This window comes from Mesorhizobium sp. M1338 (genome assembly GCF_040318045.1).
Classification (GTDB): domain Bacteria; phylum Pseudomonadota; class Alphaproteobacteria; order Rhizobiales; family Rhizobiaceae; genus Mesorhizobium.
In genome coordinates this window covers 43,401-62,755 of record NZ_JAMYLL010000012.1, presented here as the reverse complement: position 1 = coordinate 62,755, position 19,355 = coordinate 43,401, and the positions used below count along the sequence as shown (strand labels likewise).

21 protein-coding genes and 1 tRNA gene are annotated in these 19,355 nt (G+C 63.7%); 14 read left to right on the top strand and 8 right to left on the bottom strand.

Translation table 11 applies throughout. From position 1 onward, the window contains the following. Nucleotides 1–9 precede the first annotated feature (9 nt). Nucleotides 10–1,251 (bottom strand): bifunctional glutamate N-acetyltransferase/amino-acid acetyltransferase ArgJ, encoded by a 1,242-nt coding sequence (gene argJ, locus NKH19_RS14045; RefSeq protein ID WP_352867815.1) that lies wholly within the window; start codon nt 1,249–1,251, stop codon nt 10–12. On the opposite strand from argJ, the gene NKH19_RS14040 reads away from it, so the two are divergent. After that, nucleotides 1,181–1,594: a hypothetical protein gene (locus NKH19_RS14040; protein WP_352867969.1), complete on the top strand. Its 414-nt coding sequence runs from the start codon at nt 1,181–1,183 to the stop codon at nt 1,592–1,594. The genes argJ and NKH19_RS14040 overlap by 71 nt on opposite strands. A 155-nt stretch (nt 1,595–1,749) precedes the next feature. Next, a complete protein-coding gene (locus NKH19_RS14035; RefSeq protein ID WP_352867818.1) occupies nt 1,750–2,349 on the top strand; it encodes a TetR/AcrR family transcriptional regulator in 600 nt (199 codons plus the stop codon). Between the two features lie 81 nt (nt 2,350–2,430). On the opposite strand, the gene NKH19_RS14030 is transcribed toward NKH19_RS14035, so the two are convergent. Then, on the bottom strand, nt 2,431–3,348 hold the full coding sequence (locus tag NKH19_RS14030; protein ID WP_352867820.1) for a peptidylprolyl isomerase: 918 nt from the start codon (nt 3,346–3,348) through the stop codon (nt 2,431–2,433). A 247-nt stretch (nt 3,349–3,595) separates the two neighbouring features. On the opposite strand from NKH19_RS14030, the gene secA reads away from it, so the two are divergent. Next, nucleotides 3,596–6,328 carry a preprotein translocase subunit SecA gene (gene secA, locus NKH19_RS14025; RefSeq protein WP_352867822.1) on the top strand — a complete coding sequence of 911 codons (2,733 nt, stop codon included), beginning with the start codon at nt 3,596–3,598 and terminating at the stop codon, nt 6,326–6,328. Nucleotides 6,329–6,694: 366 nt separating this feature from the next. On the opposite strand, the gene NKH19_RS14020 is transcribed toward secA, so the two are convergent. Next, nucleotides 6,695–6,949 carry a hypothetical protein gene (locus NKH19_RS14020; protein ID WP_352867824.1) on the bottom strand — a complete coding sequence of 85 codons (255 nt, stop codon included), beginning with the start codon at nt 6,947–6,949 and terminating at the stop codon, nt 6,695–6,697. A gap of 94 nt (nt 6,950–7,043) precedes the next feature. On the opposite strand from NKH19_RS14020, the gene NKH19_RS14015 reads away from it, so the two are divergent. After that, nucleotides 7,044–7,466: a hypothetical protein gene (locus tag NKH19_RS14015; protein WP_352867826.1), complete on the top strand. Its 423-nt coding sequence runs from the start codon at nt 7,044–7,046 to the stop codon at nt 7,464–7,466. 23 nt (nt 7,467–7,489) lie between these two features. Here the strand turns inward: NKH19_RS14015 and NKH19_RS14010 are convergent, their stop codons facing one another. Further along, on the bottom strand, nt 7,490–7,765 hold the full coding sequence (locus NKH19_RS14010; RefSeq protein WP_352867829.1) for a DUF6471 domain-containing protein: 276 nt from the start codon (nt 7,763–7,765) through the stop codon (nt 7,490–7,492). A gap of 105 nt (nt 7,766–7,870) precedes the next feature. On the opposite strand from NKH19_RS14010, the gene NKH19_RS14005 reads away from it, so the two are divergent. Continuing rightward, nucleotides 7,871–9,271: a lipopolysaccharide biosynthesis protein gene (locus NKH19_RS14005; RefSeq protein ID WP_352867831.1), complete on the top strand. Its 1,401-nt coding sequence runs from the start codon at nt 7,871–7,873 to the stop codon at nt 9,269–9,271. Then, complete coding sequence (locus NKH19_RS14000) at nt 9,271–10,551, top strand: GNAT family N-acetyltransferase (RefSeq protein ID WP_352867834.1); 1,281 nt, start codon at nt 9,271–9,273, stop codon at nt 10,549–10,551. Before NKH19_RS14005 ends, NKH19_RS14000 begins: the two co-directional genes overlap by 1 nt. A 42-nt stretch (nt 10,552–10,593) precedes the next feature. Here the strand turns inward: NKH19_RS14000 and NKH19_RS13995 are convergent. Beyond that, a tRNA-Leu gene (locus NKH19_RS13995) sits at nt 10,594–10,678 on the bottom strand. 238 nt (nt 10,679–10,916) lie between these two features. Between NKH19_RS13995 and NKH19_RS13990 the strand changes: the two genes are divergently transcribed. Continuing rightward, entirely contained in the window at nt 10,917–11,504 is a 588-nt protein-coding gene (locus NKH19_RS13990) for a YqaA family protein (RefSeq protein WP_352867836.1), read from the top strand. 35 nt (nt 11,505–11,539) lie between these two features. Continuing rightward, on the top strand, nt 11,540–12,058 hold the full coding sequence (locus tag NKH19_RS13985) for a disulfide bond formation protein B (RefSeq protein WP_352867839.1): 519 nt from the start codon (nt 11,540–11,542) through the stop codon (nt 12,056–12,058). A gap of 270 nt (nt 12,059–12,328) precedes the next feature. Here the strand turns inward: NKH19_RS13985 and NKH19_RS13980 are convergent, their stop codons facing one another. Both NKH19_RS13980 and NKH19_RS13975 read right to left on the bottom strand, forming a co-directional pair. After that, nucleotides 12,329–12,886 carry an HNH endonuclease gene (locus tag NKH19_RS13980; RefSeq protein ID WP_006328497.1) on the bottom strand — a complete coding sequence of 186 codons (558 nt, stop codon included), beginning with the start codon at nt 12,884–12,886 and terminating at the stop codon, nt 12,329–12,331. Nucleotides 12,887–13,014: 128 nt separating this feature from the next. Further along, nucleotides 13,015–13,656 carry a DNA-3-methyladenine glycosylase family protein gene (locus tag NKH19_RS13975; RefSeq protein ID WP_352867842.1) on the bottom strand — a complete coding sequence of 214 codons (642 nt, stop codon included), beginning with the start codon at nt 13,654–13,656 and terminating at the stop codon, nt 13,015–13,017. Nucleotides 13,657–13,730: 74 nt separating this feature from the next. On the opposite strand from NKH19_RS13975, the gene gluQRS reads away from it, so the two are divergent. Both gluQRS and NKH19_RS13965 read left to right on the top strand, forming a co-directional pair. Further along, on the top strand, nt 13,731–14,606 hold the full coding sequence (gluQRS, locus tag NKH19_RS13970) for a tRNA glutamyl-Q(34) synthetase GluQRS (RefSeq protein WP_352867845.1): 876 nt from the start codon (nt 13,731–13,733) through the stop codon (nt 14,604–14,606). Between the two features lie 150 nt (nt 14,607–14,756). After that, the gene (locus NKH19_RS13965) at nt 14,757–15,632 is read left to right on the top strand and encodes a DMT family transporter (RefSeq protein ID WP_352867848.1); all 876 of its coding nucleotides are present in this window, start codon (nt 14,757–14,759) and stop codon (nt 15,630–15,632) included. Between the two features lie 145 nt (nt 15,633–15,777). Here NKH19_RS13965 and NKH19_RS13960 read toward each other — a convergent pair whose 3' ends face one another. Next, a complete protein-coding gene (locus NKH19_RS13960) occupies nt 15,778–16,629 on the bottom strand; it encodes a YihY/virulence factor BrkB family protein (protein WP_032906951.1) in 852 nt (283 codons plus the stop codon). 55 nt (nt 16,630–16,684) lie between these two features. On the opposite strand from NKH19_RS13960, the gene NKH19_RS13955 reads away from it, so the two are divergent. The 4 genes from NKH19_RS13955 to NKH19_RS13940 are packed head-to-tail and all read left to right on the top strand — an operon-like array spanning nt 16,685 to nt 19,200. Then, nucleotides 16,685–17,551, top strand: a complete 867-nt coding sequence (locus NKH19_RS13955) for an SDR family oxidoreductase (protein WP_352867851.1) — start codon at nt 16,685–16,687, stop codon at nt 17,549–17,551. 23 nt (nt 17,552–17,574) lie between these two features. After that, complete coding sequence (locus NKH19_RS13950; RefSeq protein WP_352867854.1) at nt 17,575–17,766, top strand: twin transmembrane helix small protein; 192 nt, start codon at nt 17,575–17,577, stop codon at nt 17,764–17,766. 24 nt (nt 17,767–17,790) lie between these two features. After that, nucleotides 17,791–18,372 (top strand): cob(I)yrinic acid a,c-diamide adenosyltransferase, encoded by a 582-nt coding sequence (locus tag NKH19_RS13945; protein WP_352878991.1) that lies wholly within the window; start codon nt 17,791–17,793, stop codon nt 18,370–18,372. A 27-nt stretch (nt 18,373–18,399) separates the two neighbouring features. Beyond that, nucleotides 18,400–19,200 (top strand): rhomboid family intramembrane serine protease, encoded by an 801-nt coding sequence (locus NKH19_RS13940; RefSeq protein WP_352867860.1) that lies wholly within the window; start codon nt 18,400–18,402, stop codon nt 19,198–19,200. The last annotated feature ends 155 nt before the right edge of the window (nt 19,201–19,355 follow it).

Sequence of the window (19,355 nt, the reverse complement as noted above, 5' to 3'; positions counted from 1 at the left end):
CCAAAACCATCAGCTCCGATAATCGCCATTGATGGCGACATATTCCTTGGTGAGATCGCAGGTCCACACCGTCGCCTTGCCGCGGCCGATGCCGATATCGGCGCGGATGCGGATATCGTCGCGCTTCATATAGGCCGACGTCGCCTGCTCGGAATAGGAGGGATCACGCTCGCCTTCATGCGCCAGCCTGTTGTCGCCGAACCAGATCGACAGCCGGTCGCGATCGGCGGGCTCGCCGGCCTTGCCGACAGCCATGACGACGCGGCCCCAATTGGCGTCCTCGCCGGCGACCGCCGTCTTGACCAGCGGCGAATTGGCGATCGACAGTGCGATGCGCTTGGCCGAGCGCGCCGATTTGGCGCCGGTGACGGTGACTTCGACCTGCTTGCGGGCACCCTCGCCGTCGCGCACCACTTGCAGCGCCAGCGATTTCAGCACCTTGCCGAGCGCCCGGCGGAACGCGCCAAGGCGGGCATCCTTAGGGTCGGTTATCTCAGGCGCGCCACGCTTGGCGGCCTTGCCCGTGGCGAAGATCAGCAACGTGTCGCTGGTCGAGGTGTCGCTGTCGACGGTGACCGCGTTGAACGTCTTGGCCGTGCCGCGCGACAACAGATCCTGCAGGACAGGGGCGGCGATCGGCGCGTCGGTGGCGACGAAGGAGAGCATCGTTGCCATGTCGGGCGCGATCATGCCGGCGCCCTTGGAAATGCCGTTTATGGTAACGTCGGTGTCGCCCAGCTTGACAGTCGCTGTCGCCACTTTCGGATAGGTATCCGTGGTCATGATCGCCTTTGCCGCTTCGGTCCACAGGTCAGGCTTGCCGTTGCTGACCAGACCGGCCAGCAGATGGCTGAACTTGCTGGTGTCGAGCGGCTCGCCGATGACGCCGGTCGACGCCAGGAAAACCTCGCTTGCCTTGCAGCCCGCCGCCTTCGCCGCCGCCTCGCCCGTCAGTGCGGTCGACTCGCGGCCCTTCTTGCCGGTGAAGGCGTTGGCGTTGCCGGAATTGACGACCAGCACCCGCGCCTTGCCGGCGCCGAGATTCTGCCGGCAGAAATCGACCGGCGCCGAGGGGCATTTCGATTTCGTGAACACGCCAGCGACGGCAGTGCCTTCATCGAAGACCATGGTCAGCAGATCGGTGCGGTTCTTGTACTTTATCCCCGCCTCGGCGGTGGCGATGCGCACCCCCTCGATGGCCGGCATTTTGGGGTACTTCTTCGGCGCAAGCGGCGAAATCGTCGTGGACATGCAGACCTCGGGCGGCAAAAATCGCAAGGGAAGGCCGGTTTGCCCGATACGCCGCGCGGGCGCAAGGGCGTTGTCTTCGCTTTGCAGGACGGGCCAACTCGGGATTAAGCTTGCATTTCAAATCTGTTGGCGTCGCCGCGAGCTATGGCGTTATGAGGTGATCGAGGGCAATGACCTCGGCAAGCGTGAACTCGAACGCAGTATCGGCGAGTTCTCCCCATTCATGCCGATAGGAATTTCTTCCTTGACCCGTGAGGGCAGCTATGCTACATGTTCGACCATGGTGCTGATTGCGCCAGTGACCCGCCGCACAGGCGGGTTTTTGCGTTGGGGGCTTCGCTAACCAACACGCTGATAAAGGCTCCAAAGGAATTGGTTATCGCGGACTCGTTGCCCGGCGCGACCATCACCGCCCTCCAGAAGCTTGAAAACGGTCCGTTTCGTTTCACCGGGACCTCACCTATACTGCCAGCAAACTTGTTGGCGAGGATGACAGAAATGACCGAGGACGCCGATCCGGCGCGCAGATCGATCGGTGCGCGGCGCAACCCCGACAGCGCCGATGCCATTCTCGAAGCCGCCGAGGCCGTGCTGGTCGAGGCCGGCTATGCCGGTTTCTCGATCGAGGCGGTGGCGCGGCGGGCGCGTGCCGGCAAACCCACCATCTATCGCTGGTGGCCGAGCAAGGCGGCATTGCTGCTCGAAGTCTACCAGCGCCAGAAACGCGTCGACGTTCCCGATACCGGGCGACTGGAGGAGGATCTCGTCGGCTTCCTGAAGAACCTGTTCTCGCACTGGCGCGAGACGTCGTCGGGCAGCGTGTTCAGGTCGCTGATCGCCGAGGCACAGTCGGATGATACGGCGGCGGCGGCCCTTGCCGACTATGCGCTGGGCCGACGGTCCCATACCGGCCAGATCATCGAACGCGCAAAGGCAAGAGGCGAAATCCCGGCCGACATCGATTCGGCTGTTGTTGCCGACCTGATCGCCTCCTTCGCCTGGAGGCATCTGTTGACCAACCGGCTCGACGAGGACGAAGCGACGATACGCAAGGCAGTCGGTTACGTGATGCGAGGCATAGCGGCGCCCGGAAGGTAAAAGGCGACCGATGCTGGCCAACGAAAAAGGGGCGCGGCAACCCTTGGCTGCCGCGCCCCTTTGCAAAGAATTCTTTCAGGCTTACTTGGCGCTTTCCAGCGTATCGACCGCCTTCTTCAGTTTCGCGTCGGGGATCTCGACCTTGGCGCCGGCACGCAGCGACTTGACCAGCGCGAAATACTTGTCGCGGATGACCGCCTGCTTGGCCTGGTCCTTGACGTCGTCGAAGGCCGGCGGCTGCTTGGTGCGCTTGTCCTCGAGCTTGATGACATGCCAGCCGAACTGCGACTGCACCGGCTGCTCGGTGTATTTGCCGACCTCGAGCGCGAAGGCTGCCTTGTCGAACTCCGGCACCATCTGGCCGGGTCCGAACCAGCCGAGATCGCCGCCGCTGGTCTTGCCCGAGGGATCGCTGGTGTGCTCGTTGGCGAGCTTCTGGAAATCGGCGCCGCCGTCGAGCTGCTTGATGATGGCCTCGGCCTCTTCCTTCGTCTTCACGAGGATGTGACGGGCGTGCACCTCGTTGGTGGGCGGCGTGTTGGCGATCTCCTGGTCGTAGCGGGCGCGAACCTCGGCGTCGGTGACCTTGTCGACAACGCCCTTCTCGACCATCTCGCCATGCAGCGCGCGCTGCTGCAGGAAGGCCATGCGGCGCTGGAAGTCGGGATCCTTGTCGAGCCCTGACGCGACGGCCTGGGCGGCCATGACGCGGATTTCGATGGCGGCCGAAAGGGCGGCGGCGCGGCGCTGCTCGGGCGGCAGCTGCGAGAACTGCTGCGACAATTCACCTTCGGCAAGCACCAGGTCGGCCTCGGTCAGGGGCTGGCCGTTGACCGTGGCGATCACCGTATTCGGATCGACCGGTGCCGCGGCCGGCGCTGCCGCATCCGCCGGAGCGGGAGCGGTTTGCTGCGCCATAAGCGGCGACAGCGAAAGGGCCGACAGGCCGAAGGCCAGACCGAGGCTGGCGAGCGACGCGCGGCGGAACAACAAGGACATAAGGTGACTCCGGTGGGGATTGTAAGGAGGGGTGGCTTCCAGATCAGCCAGATCGTGGCGGAATTTGGCGCGCCCGGCAGGGCCAGCGCGGCGTTGACATCAGTTGAGCCCCCTCTTATCTGTCCAACGACTTTGCGTCCAGAACCGTTTTCCGGGCGCTTTTTGTGTTTGTCCACGTTCACGTGGAATTGATGGGGCCGGCCGGCGCCTATCTCAAGATTGAGAATTCTATCGAAAGGACCATTGGATGGTCAGTCTCGGCGGTCTCGCCCGTAAGGTTTTCGGTTCCTCCAACGACCGTCGGGTCAAATCGACCCGGCCTCGTGTCGAGGCGATCAACGCCATGGAAAACGAGATGCGGGCGCTCTCCGACGAGGAGTTGGTCGGCCGCACCGCGAAATTCCGCCAGGACATCGCCAACGGCGCCACGCTCGACGACCTTCTGGTGCCAGCCTTTGCCACCGCCCGCGAGGCGGCGCGCCGCGTGCTCGGCATGCGTCCCTTCGATGTCCAGCTGATCGGCGGCATGGTGCTGCACAATGGCGGCATTGCCGAGATGCGCACCGGCGAGGGCAAGACCCTGGTGGCGACGCTGCCGGTCTACCTCAACGCGCTCGCCGGCAAGGGCGTCCACGTCGTCACCGTCAACGACTATCTCGCCACCCGCGACTCCGAATGGATGGGCCGCGTCTACAAGTTCCTCGGCCTCTCGGTCGGCGTCATCGTGCACGGCCTGTCCGACGAGGAGCGCAGCGCCGCTTACGCGTCCGACGTCACTTACGCGACCAACAACGAGCTCGGCTTCGACTATCTGCGCGACAACATGAAATACGAGCGCGCCCAGATGGTGCAGCGCGGTCACAATTACGCGATCGTCGACGAGGTCGACTCCATCCTGGTCGACGAGGCGCGCACGCCGCTGATCATTTCCGGTCCGCTCGAGGACCGTTCGGAAATGTATAACACCATCGACACCTTCATCATCCAGCTGCAGCCGCAGGATTATGAGATCGACGAGAAGCAGAAGACCTCGATCTTCACCGAGGAAGGCACCGAGAAGCTCGAAAACCTTTTGCGCGACGCCGACCTGCTCAAGGGCGAGTCGCTCTACGACGTCGAGAACGTCGCCATCGTCCACCATGTCAACAACGCGCTGAAGGCGCACCGGCTGTTCCAGAAGGACAAGGACTACATCGTCCGCAACGGCGAAATCGTCATCATCGACGAGTTCACCGGCCGCATGATGCCGGGCCGCCGCTATTCGGAAGGCCTGCACCAGGCGCTCGAAGCCAAGGAGCATGTGGCGATCCAGCCGGAGAACCAGACGCTCGCCTCCGTCACCTTCCAGAACTACTTCCGCCTCTACAAGAAGCTTTCCGGCATGACCGGCACGGCGCTGACCGAGGCCGAGGAATTCGGCAACATCTACAATCTCGACGTCACCGAGATCCCGACCAATTTGCCGGTCATCCGCATTGACGAGGACGACGAGGTCTACCGGACGGTCGAGGAGAAATACAAGGCGATCGTCAGGGAGATCCGCGAAGCCAGCGCCAAGGGTCAGCCGACGCTGGTCGGCACCACCTCCATTGAAAAATCCGAGCAGCTGGCCGAACGCCTGCGCAAGGAAGGCTTCAAGGACTTCGAGGTGCTGAACGCCCGCCACCACGAGCGCGAGGCGGCGATCGTCGCCCAGGCCGGCAAGCCCGGCGCCATCACCATCGCCACCAACATGGCCGGTCGCGGCACCGACATCCAGCTCGGCGGTAACGCCGACATGCGCATCGCCGACGAGCTGGGCGACATGCCGGAAGGCCCCGAGCGCGAGGCCATGGAAAAGGCCATCCGTGACGACGTCGAGCGCCTGAAGGAAAAGGCGCTCGCCGCCGGCGGCCTCTATGTGCTGGCCACCGAGCGCCACGAATCGCGCCGCATCGACAACCAGCTGCGCGGCCGCTCCGGTCGTCAGGGCGACCCCGGCCGCTCGAAATTCTTCCTGTCGCTGCAGGATGACCTGATGCGCATCTTCGGCTCCGAGCGTATGGACGGCATGCTGCAGAAGCTCGGCCTCAAGGAAGACGAGGCGATCATCCATCCCTGGATCAACAAGGCGCTGGAAAAGGCGCAGAAGAAGGTCGAGGCGCGCAACTTCGACATCCGCAAGAACCTTTTGAAATACGACGACGTCTCCAACGACCAGCGCAAGGTGGTGTTCGAGCAGCGCATCGAGCTGATGGATGGCGAAGGCCTCTCTGAAACCATCGGCGAGATGCGCGAGGGCGTCATCGACGAGATCGTCGCCAAGGCCATTCCCGAAAACGCCTATGCCGAGCAGTGGGATGTCGCCGGCTTGAAGGCCGAGGTCGCCGAGTTCCTCAATCTCGACCTGCCGATCGACGAGTGGGCCAAGGAAGAGGGCATCGCCGAGGACGACATCCGCGAGCGCATCACGCAGGCCGCCGACGCCGCCGCCAGGGAGCGCGCCGAGCGCTTCGGCCCGGAGGTGATGAGCTATGTCGAACGTTCGGTGGTGCTGCAGACGCTCGACCATCTGTGGCGCGAGCACATCGTCAATCTCGACCATCTGCGTTCGGTCGTCGGCTTCCGCGGCTATGCCCAGCGCGATCCGCTGCAGGAGTACAAGAGCGAGGCGTTCGAGCTGTTCCAGGCGATGCTGGGCAATCTGCGCCAGGCCGTCACCGCGCAGCTGATGCGCGTCGAACTGGTCCGCCAGGCCGCCGAAGCACCGCCTCCGGAAGCCCCCGACATGTTCGGCACCCACATCGACGGCACCACCGGCGAGAACGACTTCGAAGGCGGCGAGACCGCCCTGCTGGTCCGCCCGGAGACAACCGCCATCGTCGCCCCCGAAGACCGCGACCCCAACAATCCTGCCACCTGGGGCAAGGTCGGCCGCAACGAAGCCTGCCCGTGTGGGTCGGGGAAGAAATACAAGCATTGCCACGGCGCGTTCGCGTAAGCGCGGCGCCTCTTTCCCTTCTCCCCGTCACTATACGGGGAGAAGGTGCCCGAAGGGCGGATGAGGGGCGGCGCAAGCGTTTGCGACTAGCCAAGCCAATCTCCCCACCTGAGGGGGAGATGGCCGGCAGGCCAGAGGGGGGTGCTGTCCCGCCGCGCCTACGCTGCTTTCAGCCGCACCATCTCAGCCTCGAACTCGAACCTCAACTGCGCGGCTTTCCTCATTCGGTGTGGATAGGCTGTTGCGAACGGGCGATGGCCGCAGCGCAAATCTCCGGTCTAATGTAGCAAACGGACCAGAGGTGGCGCGGGGATCGCTAGCCGCATAGACCGCCCCCCTGCCCGAGCTTCTTTTGCCTTGTCGCGGCTAGGTCCGCTTGGCTGCCTGCTTTTCGCGGCGCTCTTTCTCGCGGGCGGACCGCATTGCGCGGCGGTAATCAACAATCCAGCCGGAACTGAACTGCGGCATGAGTTGCATAGGAAGCCGCAATCGCTTGCCGTCTTGGATTGCTTTTGCGATCTTTGCCCTGCTCGGCCCGAACAAGAACAGGAACGTCGATTCCATATCAGTGTTTCCCGTTTTCATATCGAAAACGGTTTGATATTCCAGAAGTCCGTCCAAATTGAATCCGAGGCCTCGTTCGTCAGTTTTCCCAAAAGCGCTAAGCAAATAGTCGCCCTCGCTATCCGGCTGTATGATCTTTGCAATTTTGGAAATGGGCAGTGACGTCGAAGGCCGGCGAGTTCCCGGCATTTCGCACCCTTATGAAAACCTGGGGATCGCTGCTGCCGTAATAAACAGCCGTTCCGCCGGTGACGGCAAGATACGCACGGGTCTCCAGTTCGCCCATTTCGCGAGTGGTGGCAACGGCATCTTCGGCGGCGGCGGTCGCTCGTTGATTGACAACCAGCGTGTTTCTGACCAGCCACACAGCCCAAGTGCTAACGCATACGCTGAAGAGAGCGGAGAACGCTGCGATCCACTGTGCGTACGTATCAGACGGCGTAGTGTAGGTTTTCCAGAAGCTGGGCGGCTGGACTGGCTTTTCGTCCCCGTCGGCTTTCTGCTCGTTGTGCTGCTGTCCGTTTTTGCTATCGGCTGGATCACGAAACCCCGGAACCGCCCAGACAAGAACTAAAAGGGCAATCCCGAGGCCTATGGCTAGGCCAAGTGCAGTGTCTGCGATCCTATCGCGCTGAGACATTGAAGTAAAAACGCCGCCGTGAATTTGCCCCTAGAGAGCTTATTGCGCACGTTTACCTCTTTCTCGTCAACGCCCATCGCATTCAGCTTTTCAACGAGCTGCGAATAGGTGACGCCCTTCCGCCGAAAGCCGCACCGCCTGCCGGCACCTAGCCCTTCGCTATCGCTCCGGGCGTTCGCCGTTCGAAAAGCCAAGCAATTGGCTTTTCGTCCGCTGCGCGGACCACGCCTCACCCCCGTATAGGGACGGGGCGAAGGAGAAGCTCACCCAACCGTTTCTTAATGTGTTTTCGCTACACCCAACCTCGAAAAAGAAGCGGAAAACGGAGAGAAATCGGGGTGCGCTTTTCCGCGGCCACGACTGCCGGGCGGTTCTTGCCGCAGCGTTGGGCGCTGCGCATGGGGCCGCTGCTTGGCCGCATCGATGCCGTGCTGTTCACCGCCGACGAGCGCGGCGAGGCCGGCCGCATGTCGGTCATCGCCTTCTCCATCCGCATCGTCAGCGCCGTCATCGCCTTCATCAGCCAGGTGCTGATGGCGCGCTGGATGGGCTCGTTCGAATACGGCATCTTCGTCCTCGTCTGGGTGACGATGGTCATCGTCGGCAACCTCGCCTGCCTCGGCTTCCACACCTCGGTCATCCGCTTCATTCCCGAATACCGCGAGCGCGGCCTGATGGACGAGCTGCGCGGCATCGTGCTGGCCAGCCGCCTGTTCGTGCTGATCGCCTCCACGCTCATCGCCGGGCTCGGCGCGCTCGGCGTCTGGCTGGCGGCACCCTGGATCGAAAGCTACTATGTGATCCCGTTCATCCTCGGCGTCATCTGCCTGCCGATGATCGCCATGTCGGACCTTCTGTCGGGACTGGCACGCGCCAACAGCTGGGCGCTGTTTGCCCTGTCGCCGACCTATCTGGTGCGACCCATCCTGATCCTGCTGTTCATGGCGCTGATGCTGGCGGCGGGCTACGCCCCCGACGCCAGGACGGCGATCTTCGCCTCGATCGCCGCCACCTACGCCACCACGCTTGGTCAGCTGATCGGTGTCACCCAGCGCATGGAACGGCAGATCCCGGCCGGGCCGATGAAGGTGCATTTCGCGCAGTGGTTCGTCGTCTCGCTGCCGATTTTCCTGGTCGAAAGCTTCTTCTTCCTGCTCACCAATGCCGACGTGCTGATGGTCGGCGCCTATATGGATCCCAACGACGTCGCCGTCTATTTCGCCACGGTGAAGACGCTGGCGTTGGTGCATTTCGTCTATTTCGCCGTCAAGGCCGGCGTTGCCCAGCGCTATGCGCAGTTCACCCATGGCGACCCGCAAAGGCTCGCCGCCTTTGCCCGCGAGACGGTGTCGTGGACGTTCTGGCCATCGCTGTTGATGGCGCTGCTGGTGCTGGCGCTCGGCGAACCGATGCTGGTGCTGTTCGGCCCTGAATTCAGCAGCGGCTATCCCTTGCTGTTCCTGCTCGTCTTCGGCGTCGTGGCCCGCGCCGCCGTCGGCCCCTGCGAAAGCCTGCTGACGATGAGCGGCAACCAGAACATCTGCGCCGCCGTCTATGCCATGACGCTGGCCTTCAACATCGCCCTCAACGTGGTGCTGATCCCGATGTTCGGCCTATGGGGCGCGGCAATGGCCACCGCCTTTGCCATGATCTTCGAAGCCGGCGCGCTGTCCTTCACGGTGTGGCGCAAGCTCGGCATCGTCATGCTCATCTTCGTGCCCGCGAAAGGAGCCGCGTGATGGCCGCCATCCCGTTGCTTGAGGAAACCAGCGGCGGCACCGCCGGCGCCATGGTGTCCGGCCTTGCCGGGCTGGCCCGCGACCCCGACCCCGCTCATATCGAGATCTTCGCCAACAACCGGCCCGAGCGCAAACTCGCCATCTACCCGGCATCGGCCGGCTTCGACCTGGTCGAGGAGCTGGATTACCTCTGCGCCCGCGCGATCGAGCCCAACGTCTTCTTCAACCCGCGCTTCCTGGCGCCGGCCATGCCCCGGCTGGAGGATCGCGAGGTGCGGCTGGCGGTCATCCGCGACGGCGACGAATACCGCAACCGGCTGCGCCTTCTGGTGCCGTTCTCGGTGGAACGGCCGGCCATGCCGCTCGGCGTGCCGGTCATGCGCACATGGTCGAGCCCGTTCGGGCCGCTCGGCACGCCGCTGGTCGACCGCGACGACCCGGTCGGCGTCGTCGAGGACTTCTTCTCGATGCTGTCGCGCCCTCACCTCAAGCTGCCGAAAGTGTTCGTCCTGCCCGATATCCGGCTCGATGGCCCGGTGGCGAGCCTGCTTGCCACCGTTGCCGAGACGCGCGGCCTGATGCTGGTCACCACAGGCCAGACCCAGCGCCCGGCGCTCGAGAGCGAACTCGATGGCGACGACTATCTGAAGGCCTCGCTGCGCCCGCACCATAATCGCGAGTTCCGCCGCCTGAAGCGCCGCCTTGGCGACCTCGGCAGACTGGAGCATGTCGTGGCGCGCGGGCTCGAGGACATCCGCCACGCCATCGAGAGCTTCCTGACCCTGGAAGCGGCCGGCTGGAAAGGTCGCGAACGCACCGCCATGGCAATCGACCGCTACCGCGCCGCCTTCGCCCGCGAGGCCGTGCACCGGCTGGCCGAGCAGGACATGTGCCGCATCCATTCGCTGACGCTCGACGGCCGCACCATCGCCTGCCTGATCGTCTTCGTCGAAACCGGCGTCGCCTACACCTGGAAGACGGCCTATGACGAGACGCTGGCCAGCTATTCGCCGGGCACGCTGCTGATGATCGAGGTGACCAGGCAGCATCTCGACGATCCCAACATCATGATGACCGATTCCTGCGCCGTGCCCGACCACCCGGTGATGAGCCGGCTGTGGGCCGAGCGCAAGCCGATGGGCACGCTGGTGATCGGCCTGACGCCGGACGCCGACCGCCTGACCCGCCAGGCCGCCTCGCAACTGCACCTCTACCGCGAAACCCGCAACATGGCCCGCCTGCTGCGCAACCGCATGAAGAGCCTGCTGGGGCGGCGGTAGGAGCCTGTCCCAAAACACGGATTGGCTGCCGGGAGAAAAGTTTGGTGCCCCTAGCCGGGATCGAACCAGCACTCCTTGCGGAACTCGATTTTGAGTCGAGCGCGTCTACCAATTCCGCCATAGGGGCTCAGGCCGGGCGGCCTGGATGGCGCGGGACTATACGGTTGGGGGCCTGTTCGTCAACTGGCCAATTCTCCGGCATGAGTTCTCCGGCATGCCGGATGCGACCAAACTGCGTCTTTCGATTTCGTGACGGCGCTGCCATTGTGCAGTGCGGAAAATCTTTCTAGACAGGCGGCGCGTCAAAGCGCGGCATGTTCGGAAAGATCGCCGCGCACCTTTGGGGCGACATGCTAGGAGTGGCGATGCTTCGCGGACTTTACGACTGGACCTTGTCGCTGGCGGCCCGCAAATCCGCCGAATGGTGGCTGGCCTTCATCGCCTTCGTCGAAAGCTCGGTGTTTCTGGTGCCGGCCGACGTGCTCTATCTGCCGATGGCGCTGTCGCGGCCGGATCGCGCCTACCGCTATGCGCTGATCGCCACCGTCGCCTCGGTGCTGGGCGGCATCGCCGGCTGGTTTATCGGCCATTACGCCTATGACGCGGTGGCGCGGCCGATCCTCGAATTCTACGGCAAGTACGACGAGTTCGAGACGCTGCGCGCGGGCGCGGGTGTCGGCTTCATCATCCTGATGCTGGTCACTTCGGGCGCGGCCCATTTGCCGCCGATCAAGGTGGTGACGATCCTGTCCGGCGTCATCGGCGTCAATTTGCTGCTGTTCATCGTGCTGGCGATCGTGGCGCGCGGCGGCCGCTTCCTGCTGCTCGCCTGGCTTTTGCGCCGCTATGGCGAGCCGATCCGCGAGTTCATCGAAAAGCGTCTCGGCCTGATCGCCGGTGGCGCGGCGGCTGCCCTGATTTTGCTCTATATAACAGTCAAATACGCCCTCTGAAGACAGCCATCGCGAGCCGGACGGAGCCGATTGAAATGACCGCGACGATGAATGCCGATCCCGCACGCCAGCGGACGCGCACGGCCCTGTTCCTCGCCGTCGCCATGGCCGCCACCGTCGGCTCGGCGCTCGGCTTCCAGTATCTCGGCGGCTACATCCCTTGCCACCTCTGCCTGGAGCAGCGCACACCCTACTATATCGGCGTGCCGCTGATGGTGCTGGCGGCGATTGCGTCGATGCTGCACGCACCGGCTTGGCTGACGCGTGGCCTGCTGGCTGTCGGCGGCCTGCTGATGCTCTACGGCCTCTATCTCGGCGTCTATCACTCCGGCGTCGAATGGCAGTGGTGGGCCGGCCCGACCGATTGCACCGCGGGTGCTGGACCGGTCGACACCGGCGGCAAGGGCGTGCTCGACGCGCTCGACAAATTCGTGCCGCCATCCTGCGACAAGGCCGCACTGCGCATCCTTGGCCTGTCGCTGGCCGGCTGGAACGCCATCGCCAGCCTGATCCTCGCCGCCGTCGCCTTCCGCGGCGCTTTCGCGCGCGACTGAGCCAGCGCGAGACAGAAACTCGCGCCGCCCGGCCTGTGGCTGGACTTGAGGTGTTGCCGCCGCCCCTTTGCCCTGCCGGGCATTTCTCCCGGTATGGCGACGGGGAGAAAGACGCTGTCATCGCCGATTTCGCCAATCACCAACGTTGCGAGGCCGAGGGTGCCGCAGCTTCCCTTCTTCCCGTCACTATACGGGGAGAAGGTGGCGGCAGCCGGATGAGGGGCAGCACCAACTTCGGCAGTTGCCTTGCCATAGCTGATGTGCCGAACTCTACGGCTCCAGCTCGACATCCCAGTAGAGGTAATCCATCCAGCTCTCATGCAGATGGTTGGGCGGGAACAGGCGGCCGTTATTGTGCAGATCATGCACTGTCGGCTGGAAGGGCTTCTGCAGCGGCCACATCTTGGCGTGCGCCGGCATCATGCCGCCCTTCCTCAGATTGCAGGGCGAGCAGGCGGCAACGACATTCTCCCACGTCGTGGCACCGCCGCGATGGCGGGGGATAACGTGATCGAAGGTCAGGTCCTCCGGCGTGCCGCAATACTGGCACTGGAAGCGGTCACGCAGGAAGACGTTGAAGCGGGTGAAGGCCGGATGCCTCGACGGCTTCACATAGGCCTTGAGGCTGACCACGCTCGGCAGCTTCATCGAGAAGGTCGGCGAGGAGACGGCGTGCTCGTATTCGGCGACGATGTTCACCCGATCGAGGAACACCGCCTTGATCGCGTCCTGCCAGGACCAGAGCGACAAGGGGTAATAGCTGAGCGGGCGGTAATCCGCATTCAGCACTAGTGCTGGAAGCCCATCCGGAGATACGGCAACCGTCACGTGTTTACCTCCTTGGTTCTAGAACCGAACGGCGAGGATACTGTAAGCCCGACATGACAGGGATGTGAAGCGGATTGTCGCGTCGTCGAAGCGGCAAAAAGACATGATTTTCAGGCTTTTTTGCGGTTTCAGGCCGGCGGTGCGGCGTCTCGCCCTCTGGTTTCGCGATAATAGGACCAGAAAAGCCGCGACGCGACACCTCGCCAGGGGCTCCATGATTCGGCGAGTTGGATCAGTGTTTTCTCCGGCGGACGCGGGTCGATGCCGAGCGCGTGGCCGACCGCGCTCTGCAAGGCGACGTCGCGCGCTGGGAAGATGTCGGGGTGCCCAGCGGCAAACAGCAGGTACACTTCCGCCGTCCATGGACCGATGCCGGACACCGCCGTCATCGTCGTAATCGCCTCCTGGGCATCGAGCGAACAGAGGTGATGCAGGTCGAGGCCGTCGACCACCGCCTGGGCAACAGCGATCAGGCCACGCTGCTTCGGCCGCGACAGGCCGGCCTCGCGAAACATGTCTTCGCCGGCGGCAAGGATAGCCCGCGGCGTCAGCGGATCGACGAGTTTGACCAGCCGGCCGAAGATCGCATCGGCGCTGGCGCGCGACACTTGCTGAGAGACGACAATCGAAGCCAGGCTTCGAAACCCCGGTTCGGAAAGCCGCAGCGGCACCTCGCCGGCCATGCCGCGTACCTTTTCCAGGCGCGGGTCGATCACGCAAAGCGCATCGAGCCCCCGGGCAATGTCGTCCGATGTCACGATACGCTGCATGCTTTCTTGTTCCTTGAGCGGCTGCACGGTAGCAATTGGCAGAACCGCCGCACAACCCGATTGCCGCCCAAGAGATGACACTCCTGACATTCCGCTTCGCGCCCAGCCCCAATGGCGACCTGCATCTCGGCCACGCCTACTCGGCGCTGCTCAACCAGAAGCTGGCGAATGCCGCGGCCGGCCGGCTGCTGCTGCGCATCGAGGATATCGACACGGTGCGCTGCACGCCGCAATTCGAGGCCGGCGTGCTTGCCGACCTGAAATGGCTGGGGCTTGGCTGGGAAGAGCCGGTGCGCCGCCAGTCCGAGCATTTCGCCGAGTACAAAGCGATGCTTGACCGGCTGATCGCGGAAGAACTCGTCTATCCCGCCTTCATGAGCCGTGGCGAGATCCGCGCCTTTATCACCGACAGCGAAAAGCACGGACGCGACTGGCCGCGCGATCCCGACGGCGTACCGCTCTATCCCGCCGCCGACAAGGCGCTGCCGATGAAGGAACGCAAGCGGCGGATCGCCGAGAATACGCCCTTCGCCTGGCGACTGGATGTCCGCGCCGCCATGGCGCGTGTCGGCAAGGCCCTGTCATGGACCGAGTATTCCGACGAGACACTGCTTGCGACGCGCTCTGTCGAAGCCCGCCCGCGGGAGTGGGGCGACGTGATCGTGGCGCGCCGCGACATCCCGACCAGCTACCACCTCGCCGTCGTCATGGACGATGCGCTGCAAGGCATCAGCCACGTCGTGCGCGGGCAGGATCTGTTTTCCGCCACCGGCGTGCAGCGCCTGCTGCAGCAACTCCTCGGGCTGCCGCAGCCTGCCTATTTCCATCATCGTCTCATCCTCGGGCCCGATGGACGAAAGCTGTCCAAGAGCCTCGGCGACACCGGCCTTGCCGCCTTACGCAACGCCGGCGCATCGCCTGATGACGTCAGGCGGATGGTCGGGCTTTAAGCCGGGCGAGATCAGAGAAACCACCTGCCAAACGTCCCGGCCGTTGAATTCCGATGATGCATGGATCAATGGTTTCGCTTTGCGCGTCGGATTGAAGCGCAGTAGAGCAGCGTCACGGTCAACTCTCCCCAGCACGGCGGTCTCCGGAACATGCACAGCATAAAGCGGTTCATTCCCGCCACCTTCGTTGTCCTGTGGGCCACCGGCTTCATCGGCGCGCGCTACGCCATGCCGTGGGCGGAGCCGTTCACCTTCCTTGCCGCGCGTTTCGTCATCGCCGCCATTCTGCTGGCTGTTTTGATGCTTGTGCTGGGCTCCAAGAGAGCCACCCGCGAGGAAGCGCTGCATGCCACCGGCGCCGGCATCCTGATGCACGGCGTCTATCTCGGCGCCGTCTTCTGGGCCATCCACAGGGGCATGCCGGCCGGCTTTTCGGCCCTGATCGTCGGCCTGCAGCCGCTGATCACGGCGGTGCTCGCCGGCAAGTTTCTCGGCGAGGCGATTCTGCCGCGCCACTGGCTTGGCCTTGGCATCGGCCTCATCGGCATCGTCATCGTGCTGTGGCCGAAGCTCGGCGCGCTCGGCGGCGGCGTAACGGCGGCGACACTGACCGCCTCGCTGGTCTCGGTGCTCGGCATGAGCGCCGGCACCATCTGGCAGAAGCGCTTTGCCTCCGGCGGCGACCTCGTCGCGGCGACCATGTGGCAATATGTCGGTGGTGCGTCGCTGATGATACTGGCCGCGCTGGCCTTCGAGACGCACACTGTCGTCATCAACGGCGAATTGATCTTCGCCATGGCCTGGCTGGTGCTGGTGCTGTCGCTCGGCGCCATCTTCCTGCTGATGGTGATGATCCGCGACGGCGAGATGTCGAAAGTGGCCTCGCTGTTCTACCTGGTACCGGCGGTGACGGCCATCATCGCCTGGGCCTTGTTCGACGAGCAGCTCAACGCGCTGCAGATTGTCGGCATGGCGATCACGACATTCGGCGTTGGCCTGGCAACAGCTCGGCCGAACAAGGGATGAATTGAGGAACTGAGGAATTGAGGAACTGAGGAACTGAGGAACTGAGGAACTGAGGAACTGAGGAACTGAGGAACCCAAGCGACAGCCCATTCTTCAATTCTTCAATTCTTCAATTCTTCAATTCTTCTATCCGCCCAGCACCGACTCATCCGACCCGCGCGCGTGCCTCAAGATAGCGGCTGATCGCTGCATTGAGCTCGCCGCCAAGGATGAAGATCGCCGAGACCATGTAGAGGAAGACCACGGCGATCATGATCGAGGCGAGGCCGGCATAGGTCGTCACGTAGGACGAGAAATGGTCGAGATAGGTGGCGAAGACAGTCGAACCGACAAGCCATCCGGAAAGCGTGAAGATGATGCCCGGGACGATCGACACCAGGCGGCGCTTGCCCGCCGGCAGCCAGAAATGGACGGCAAACAATCCGCCGACGATGACCGCCGAGGCGATCACATAACGCCACAGCGTGATGGTGCCCATATAAGGCTTGATCCAGTCGATATGGGCTTCGGCGAGTCGCGCCAGCAGCGGCGCGAACACCAGGAGCACGCTGATCGCCAGAAACCCGGCCGTTGCGATGAGCACGAAGATGATGCTCTGGACCCGGCGGTAGATGATGCCGCGCGTTTCCGAGACGCGATAGGCGCGGTTGAGCGATGTGCGCAGCGCCTCGATGCCGTTCGAGGCAAAATAGGCGGCAAGCAGCACGCCGTAGGTCAAGAGGTCGGTGCGCCTGACGGTCAGCACATTGAGCACTTCGCGCGCGATCGGCTTGGCGATCTGTTCGGGCCAGGTGTCGAACACCAGGTGCACGGCCGTGTCGGAGAACGCCTGCGCGCCGAGGAAGCTCGCCAGCGTCGTGGCGAAAATCAGGAACGGGAACAGCGCCATCAGCGATGTGATCGCCAGATGGCTGGCCATCGCCCAGCCATCATCGGTATTGAAATGGCCAAGCGCGTCGTAGAGGACCCGTTTGAGGGCAACGATCTTCCGCAACAAGAACCGTGCCCTCCAATTGTCTCCACGCCGGGAATATGGGAAGGGATTGCGGCAAATGGCAACCCTTGGCGAAACCACGAGCAGTCCGGCGCAAGAATTGCGCTCGATCATCGTCACCGGCGCATCCTCGGGAATAGGCGCGTACTGCGCCCGCGCGTTGAAGGCGGAAGGCTGGCGGGTGTTCGCGACGGCGCGCAAGCCCCGGGACATCGCCGCACTCGAGGCCGACGGCATCGAGGCCTTCTATCTCGATTATTGCGAGCCGGACTCCATCGCCGCGCTGGTTACGGCGGTGCTCGACCGCACGGGCGGCAGGCTCGATGCCCTGTTCAACAACGGCGCCTATGCGCAAGCCGGCGCCGTCGAGGATTTGCCGGTGGCAGCGCTCAAGGAGCAGTTCGAGGCGAATTTCTTCGGCTGGCATGACCTGACCCGCCGGCTGGTGCCGGTGATGCGCCGCCAGGGTTACGGCCGCATCGTCCACTGCTCGTCGATCCTCGGCCTGACGCCAGTGCGTTTTCGCGGCGCCTATTCGGCGTCGAAACACGCGCTGGAAGGTCTGATGCTGTGCCTGCATCAGGAAGTTGGGGGCAGCGGCATCCATGTCTCGCTGATCGAGCCGGGGCCGGTAACGTCGAAGATCGCCAGCAATGCGCTTCCCTGGTTCTTGAAGAACATCGAGCACGAGACTTCGGTCCACCGCCTCGATTATGCGGCGCAACTGGAGCGGCTGCGGGCTGGCGGCAGCCAATCGGCCTTGAAGCCCGGGCCGGAAGTGGTTCACGCGGCGCTGCGCCATGCACTTCTGTCGCGGCGCCCGCGCGCCCACTATGTGGTAACGGTGCCGGCCAGGATCGGTGCGGTGCTCAAACGCATCCTGCCCGCATCGATGCTCTACCGCATCCTTGCCAAACGCGCCTGAATCAACTGAACTGGGAACACACCATGGCAACCGCCTTCAACATCCTCGCCATTCTGGTCATGGTCGCCGTGGTGATCGTGCTTGTTCGCGGCCTCATCAACATGATGCGCGGCGGCTCCGGCGTCACCTCGAACAAGCTGATGCAAGCACGCGTTCTGTTGCAGGCCGTGGCGCTGGCGCTGATCCTGCTTGCGGTGTATTTCACCCGCAAGTGAGGATATCGGCGGCCGGGAGGCGACGTGGTCAAGCTCAACAAGATCTACACCCGCACCGGCGATGATGGCACCACGGGTCTCGGCACCGGCGAACGGCGGCTGAAATCCGATCTGCGGGTGGACGCCTACGGCACGGTCGACGAGGCCAATGCCTGCATCGGCATCGCCCGGGTGCATACGGCATCGGCTCACCCCGCGATCGACGCCATGCTTTCCCGCATCCAGAACGATCTATTCGACCTCGGCGCCGATCTCGCCGTGCCCGACGACGGCAAGCCGCTCGGCTATGAGCCGCTTCGCATCGTCGCCGTGCAGACCGACCGGGTCGAGAAGGAGATCGACCTGCTCAACAAGGAGCTTCAGCCGCTCAAATCCTTCGTGCTCAATGGCGGCACACCGGCGGCCGCCGCCCTTCACCTTGCCCGCACCGTGGCGCGGCGAGCTGAACGGCTGATGGTGGCCCTGGCCCAGGACCCGAACGAACACGTCAACCGCGACGGGCTGAAATACATCAACCGCGTCTCGGATTTCCTGTTTGTCGCCGCCCGGGCGGTCAATGACAACGGAAACGCCGACGTGCTATGGGTTCCCGGCAAGAACCGCTGATGGTCGAAAGCGGAAGAGGGCCTGGGCATGTTCATCCCGCTTTACGACACCAACAGGCTGCGGCACATCCGCCTGCAATATGTGACGATCGGGCTGATCGTGGCCAACGCCCTGGTCTATTTCGCCACCGCGCTAGGCGGCGAGAGTTTCACCAATGCCGCCGTGCTTGGCCTCGGCTTCATTCCGTCGGTCGTGCATGACACAGCCGAGCTTGACCCTCGCTTTATCGTCATCCCCGAAAGCCTGAGCTATCTCAGCTATTCCTTCCTGCACGCCGACATCTTCCACCTCGGCGGCAACATGCTGTTCCTGTGGGTGTTCGGCGACAATGTCGAGGATGCGCTCGGCCACATCCGCTACCTCATCTTCTACCTGTTATGCGCTGTTGCGGGAGCGGCCTTCCAGGGGCTCGTCGCCTGGGATTCGCAAGTGCCGCTGATCGGCGCGTCCGGGGCCATCGCCGGCGTGGTCGTCGCCTATCTGATCCTTTATCCCAGGGTGAAGGTCTGGGTGCTGGCCTTTGCCCGCATCCCGCTGCGCATTCCAGCGTTCATCCCGCTCATTCTGTGGGTGCTGTTCCAGGTGGTGATGTTTGCCGCCGGCGGCGAGGACCAGATCTCCTGGGCCTGCCACATAGGCGGCATCATCGCCGGCGCCATTCTGGTGCTCATATTGCGCAGCCGCGGTGTGCCGCTGTTTGCAGGCCCTGACGAAGACGTCGCGCCCACCGCTCCCAACCAACAGCACGTTGCCACGGAACCGCTGATCCCAGATCCACCCGCCGCGACGCCGCGCTGGGGGCGAGGAAGCGCTCCCAGTTCGGACTGAACCGATTTGGCTGCTTGCAGCGTATTGACGTGCAGGGTTGCCGCAACTACGGAAACGTCTCCGCCGCGGCCTAAGGCGGTCAAAGACCAGAATTTCCATCCGGAATGTCGGCTTTCGACAACTCAGAAAGGGCGCAGGCTGTTATAGCGCGCCCA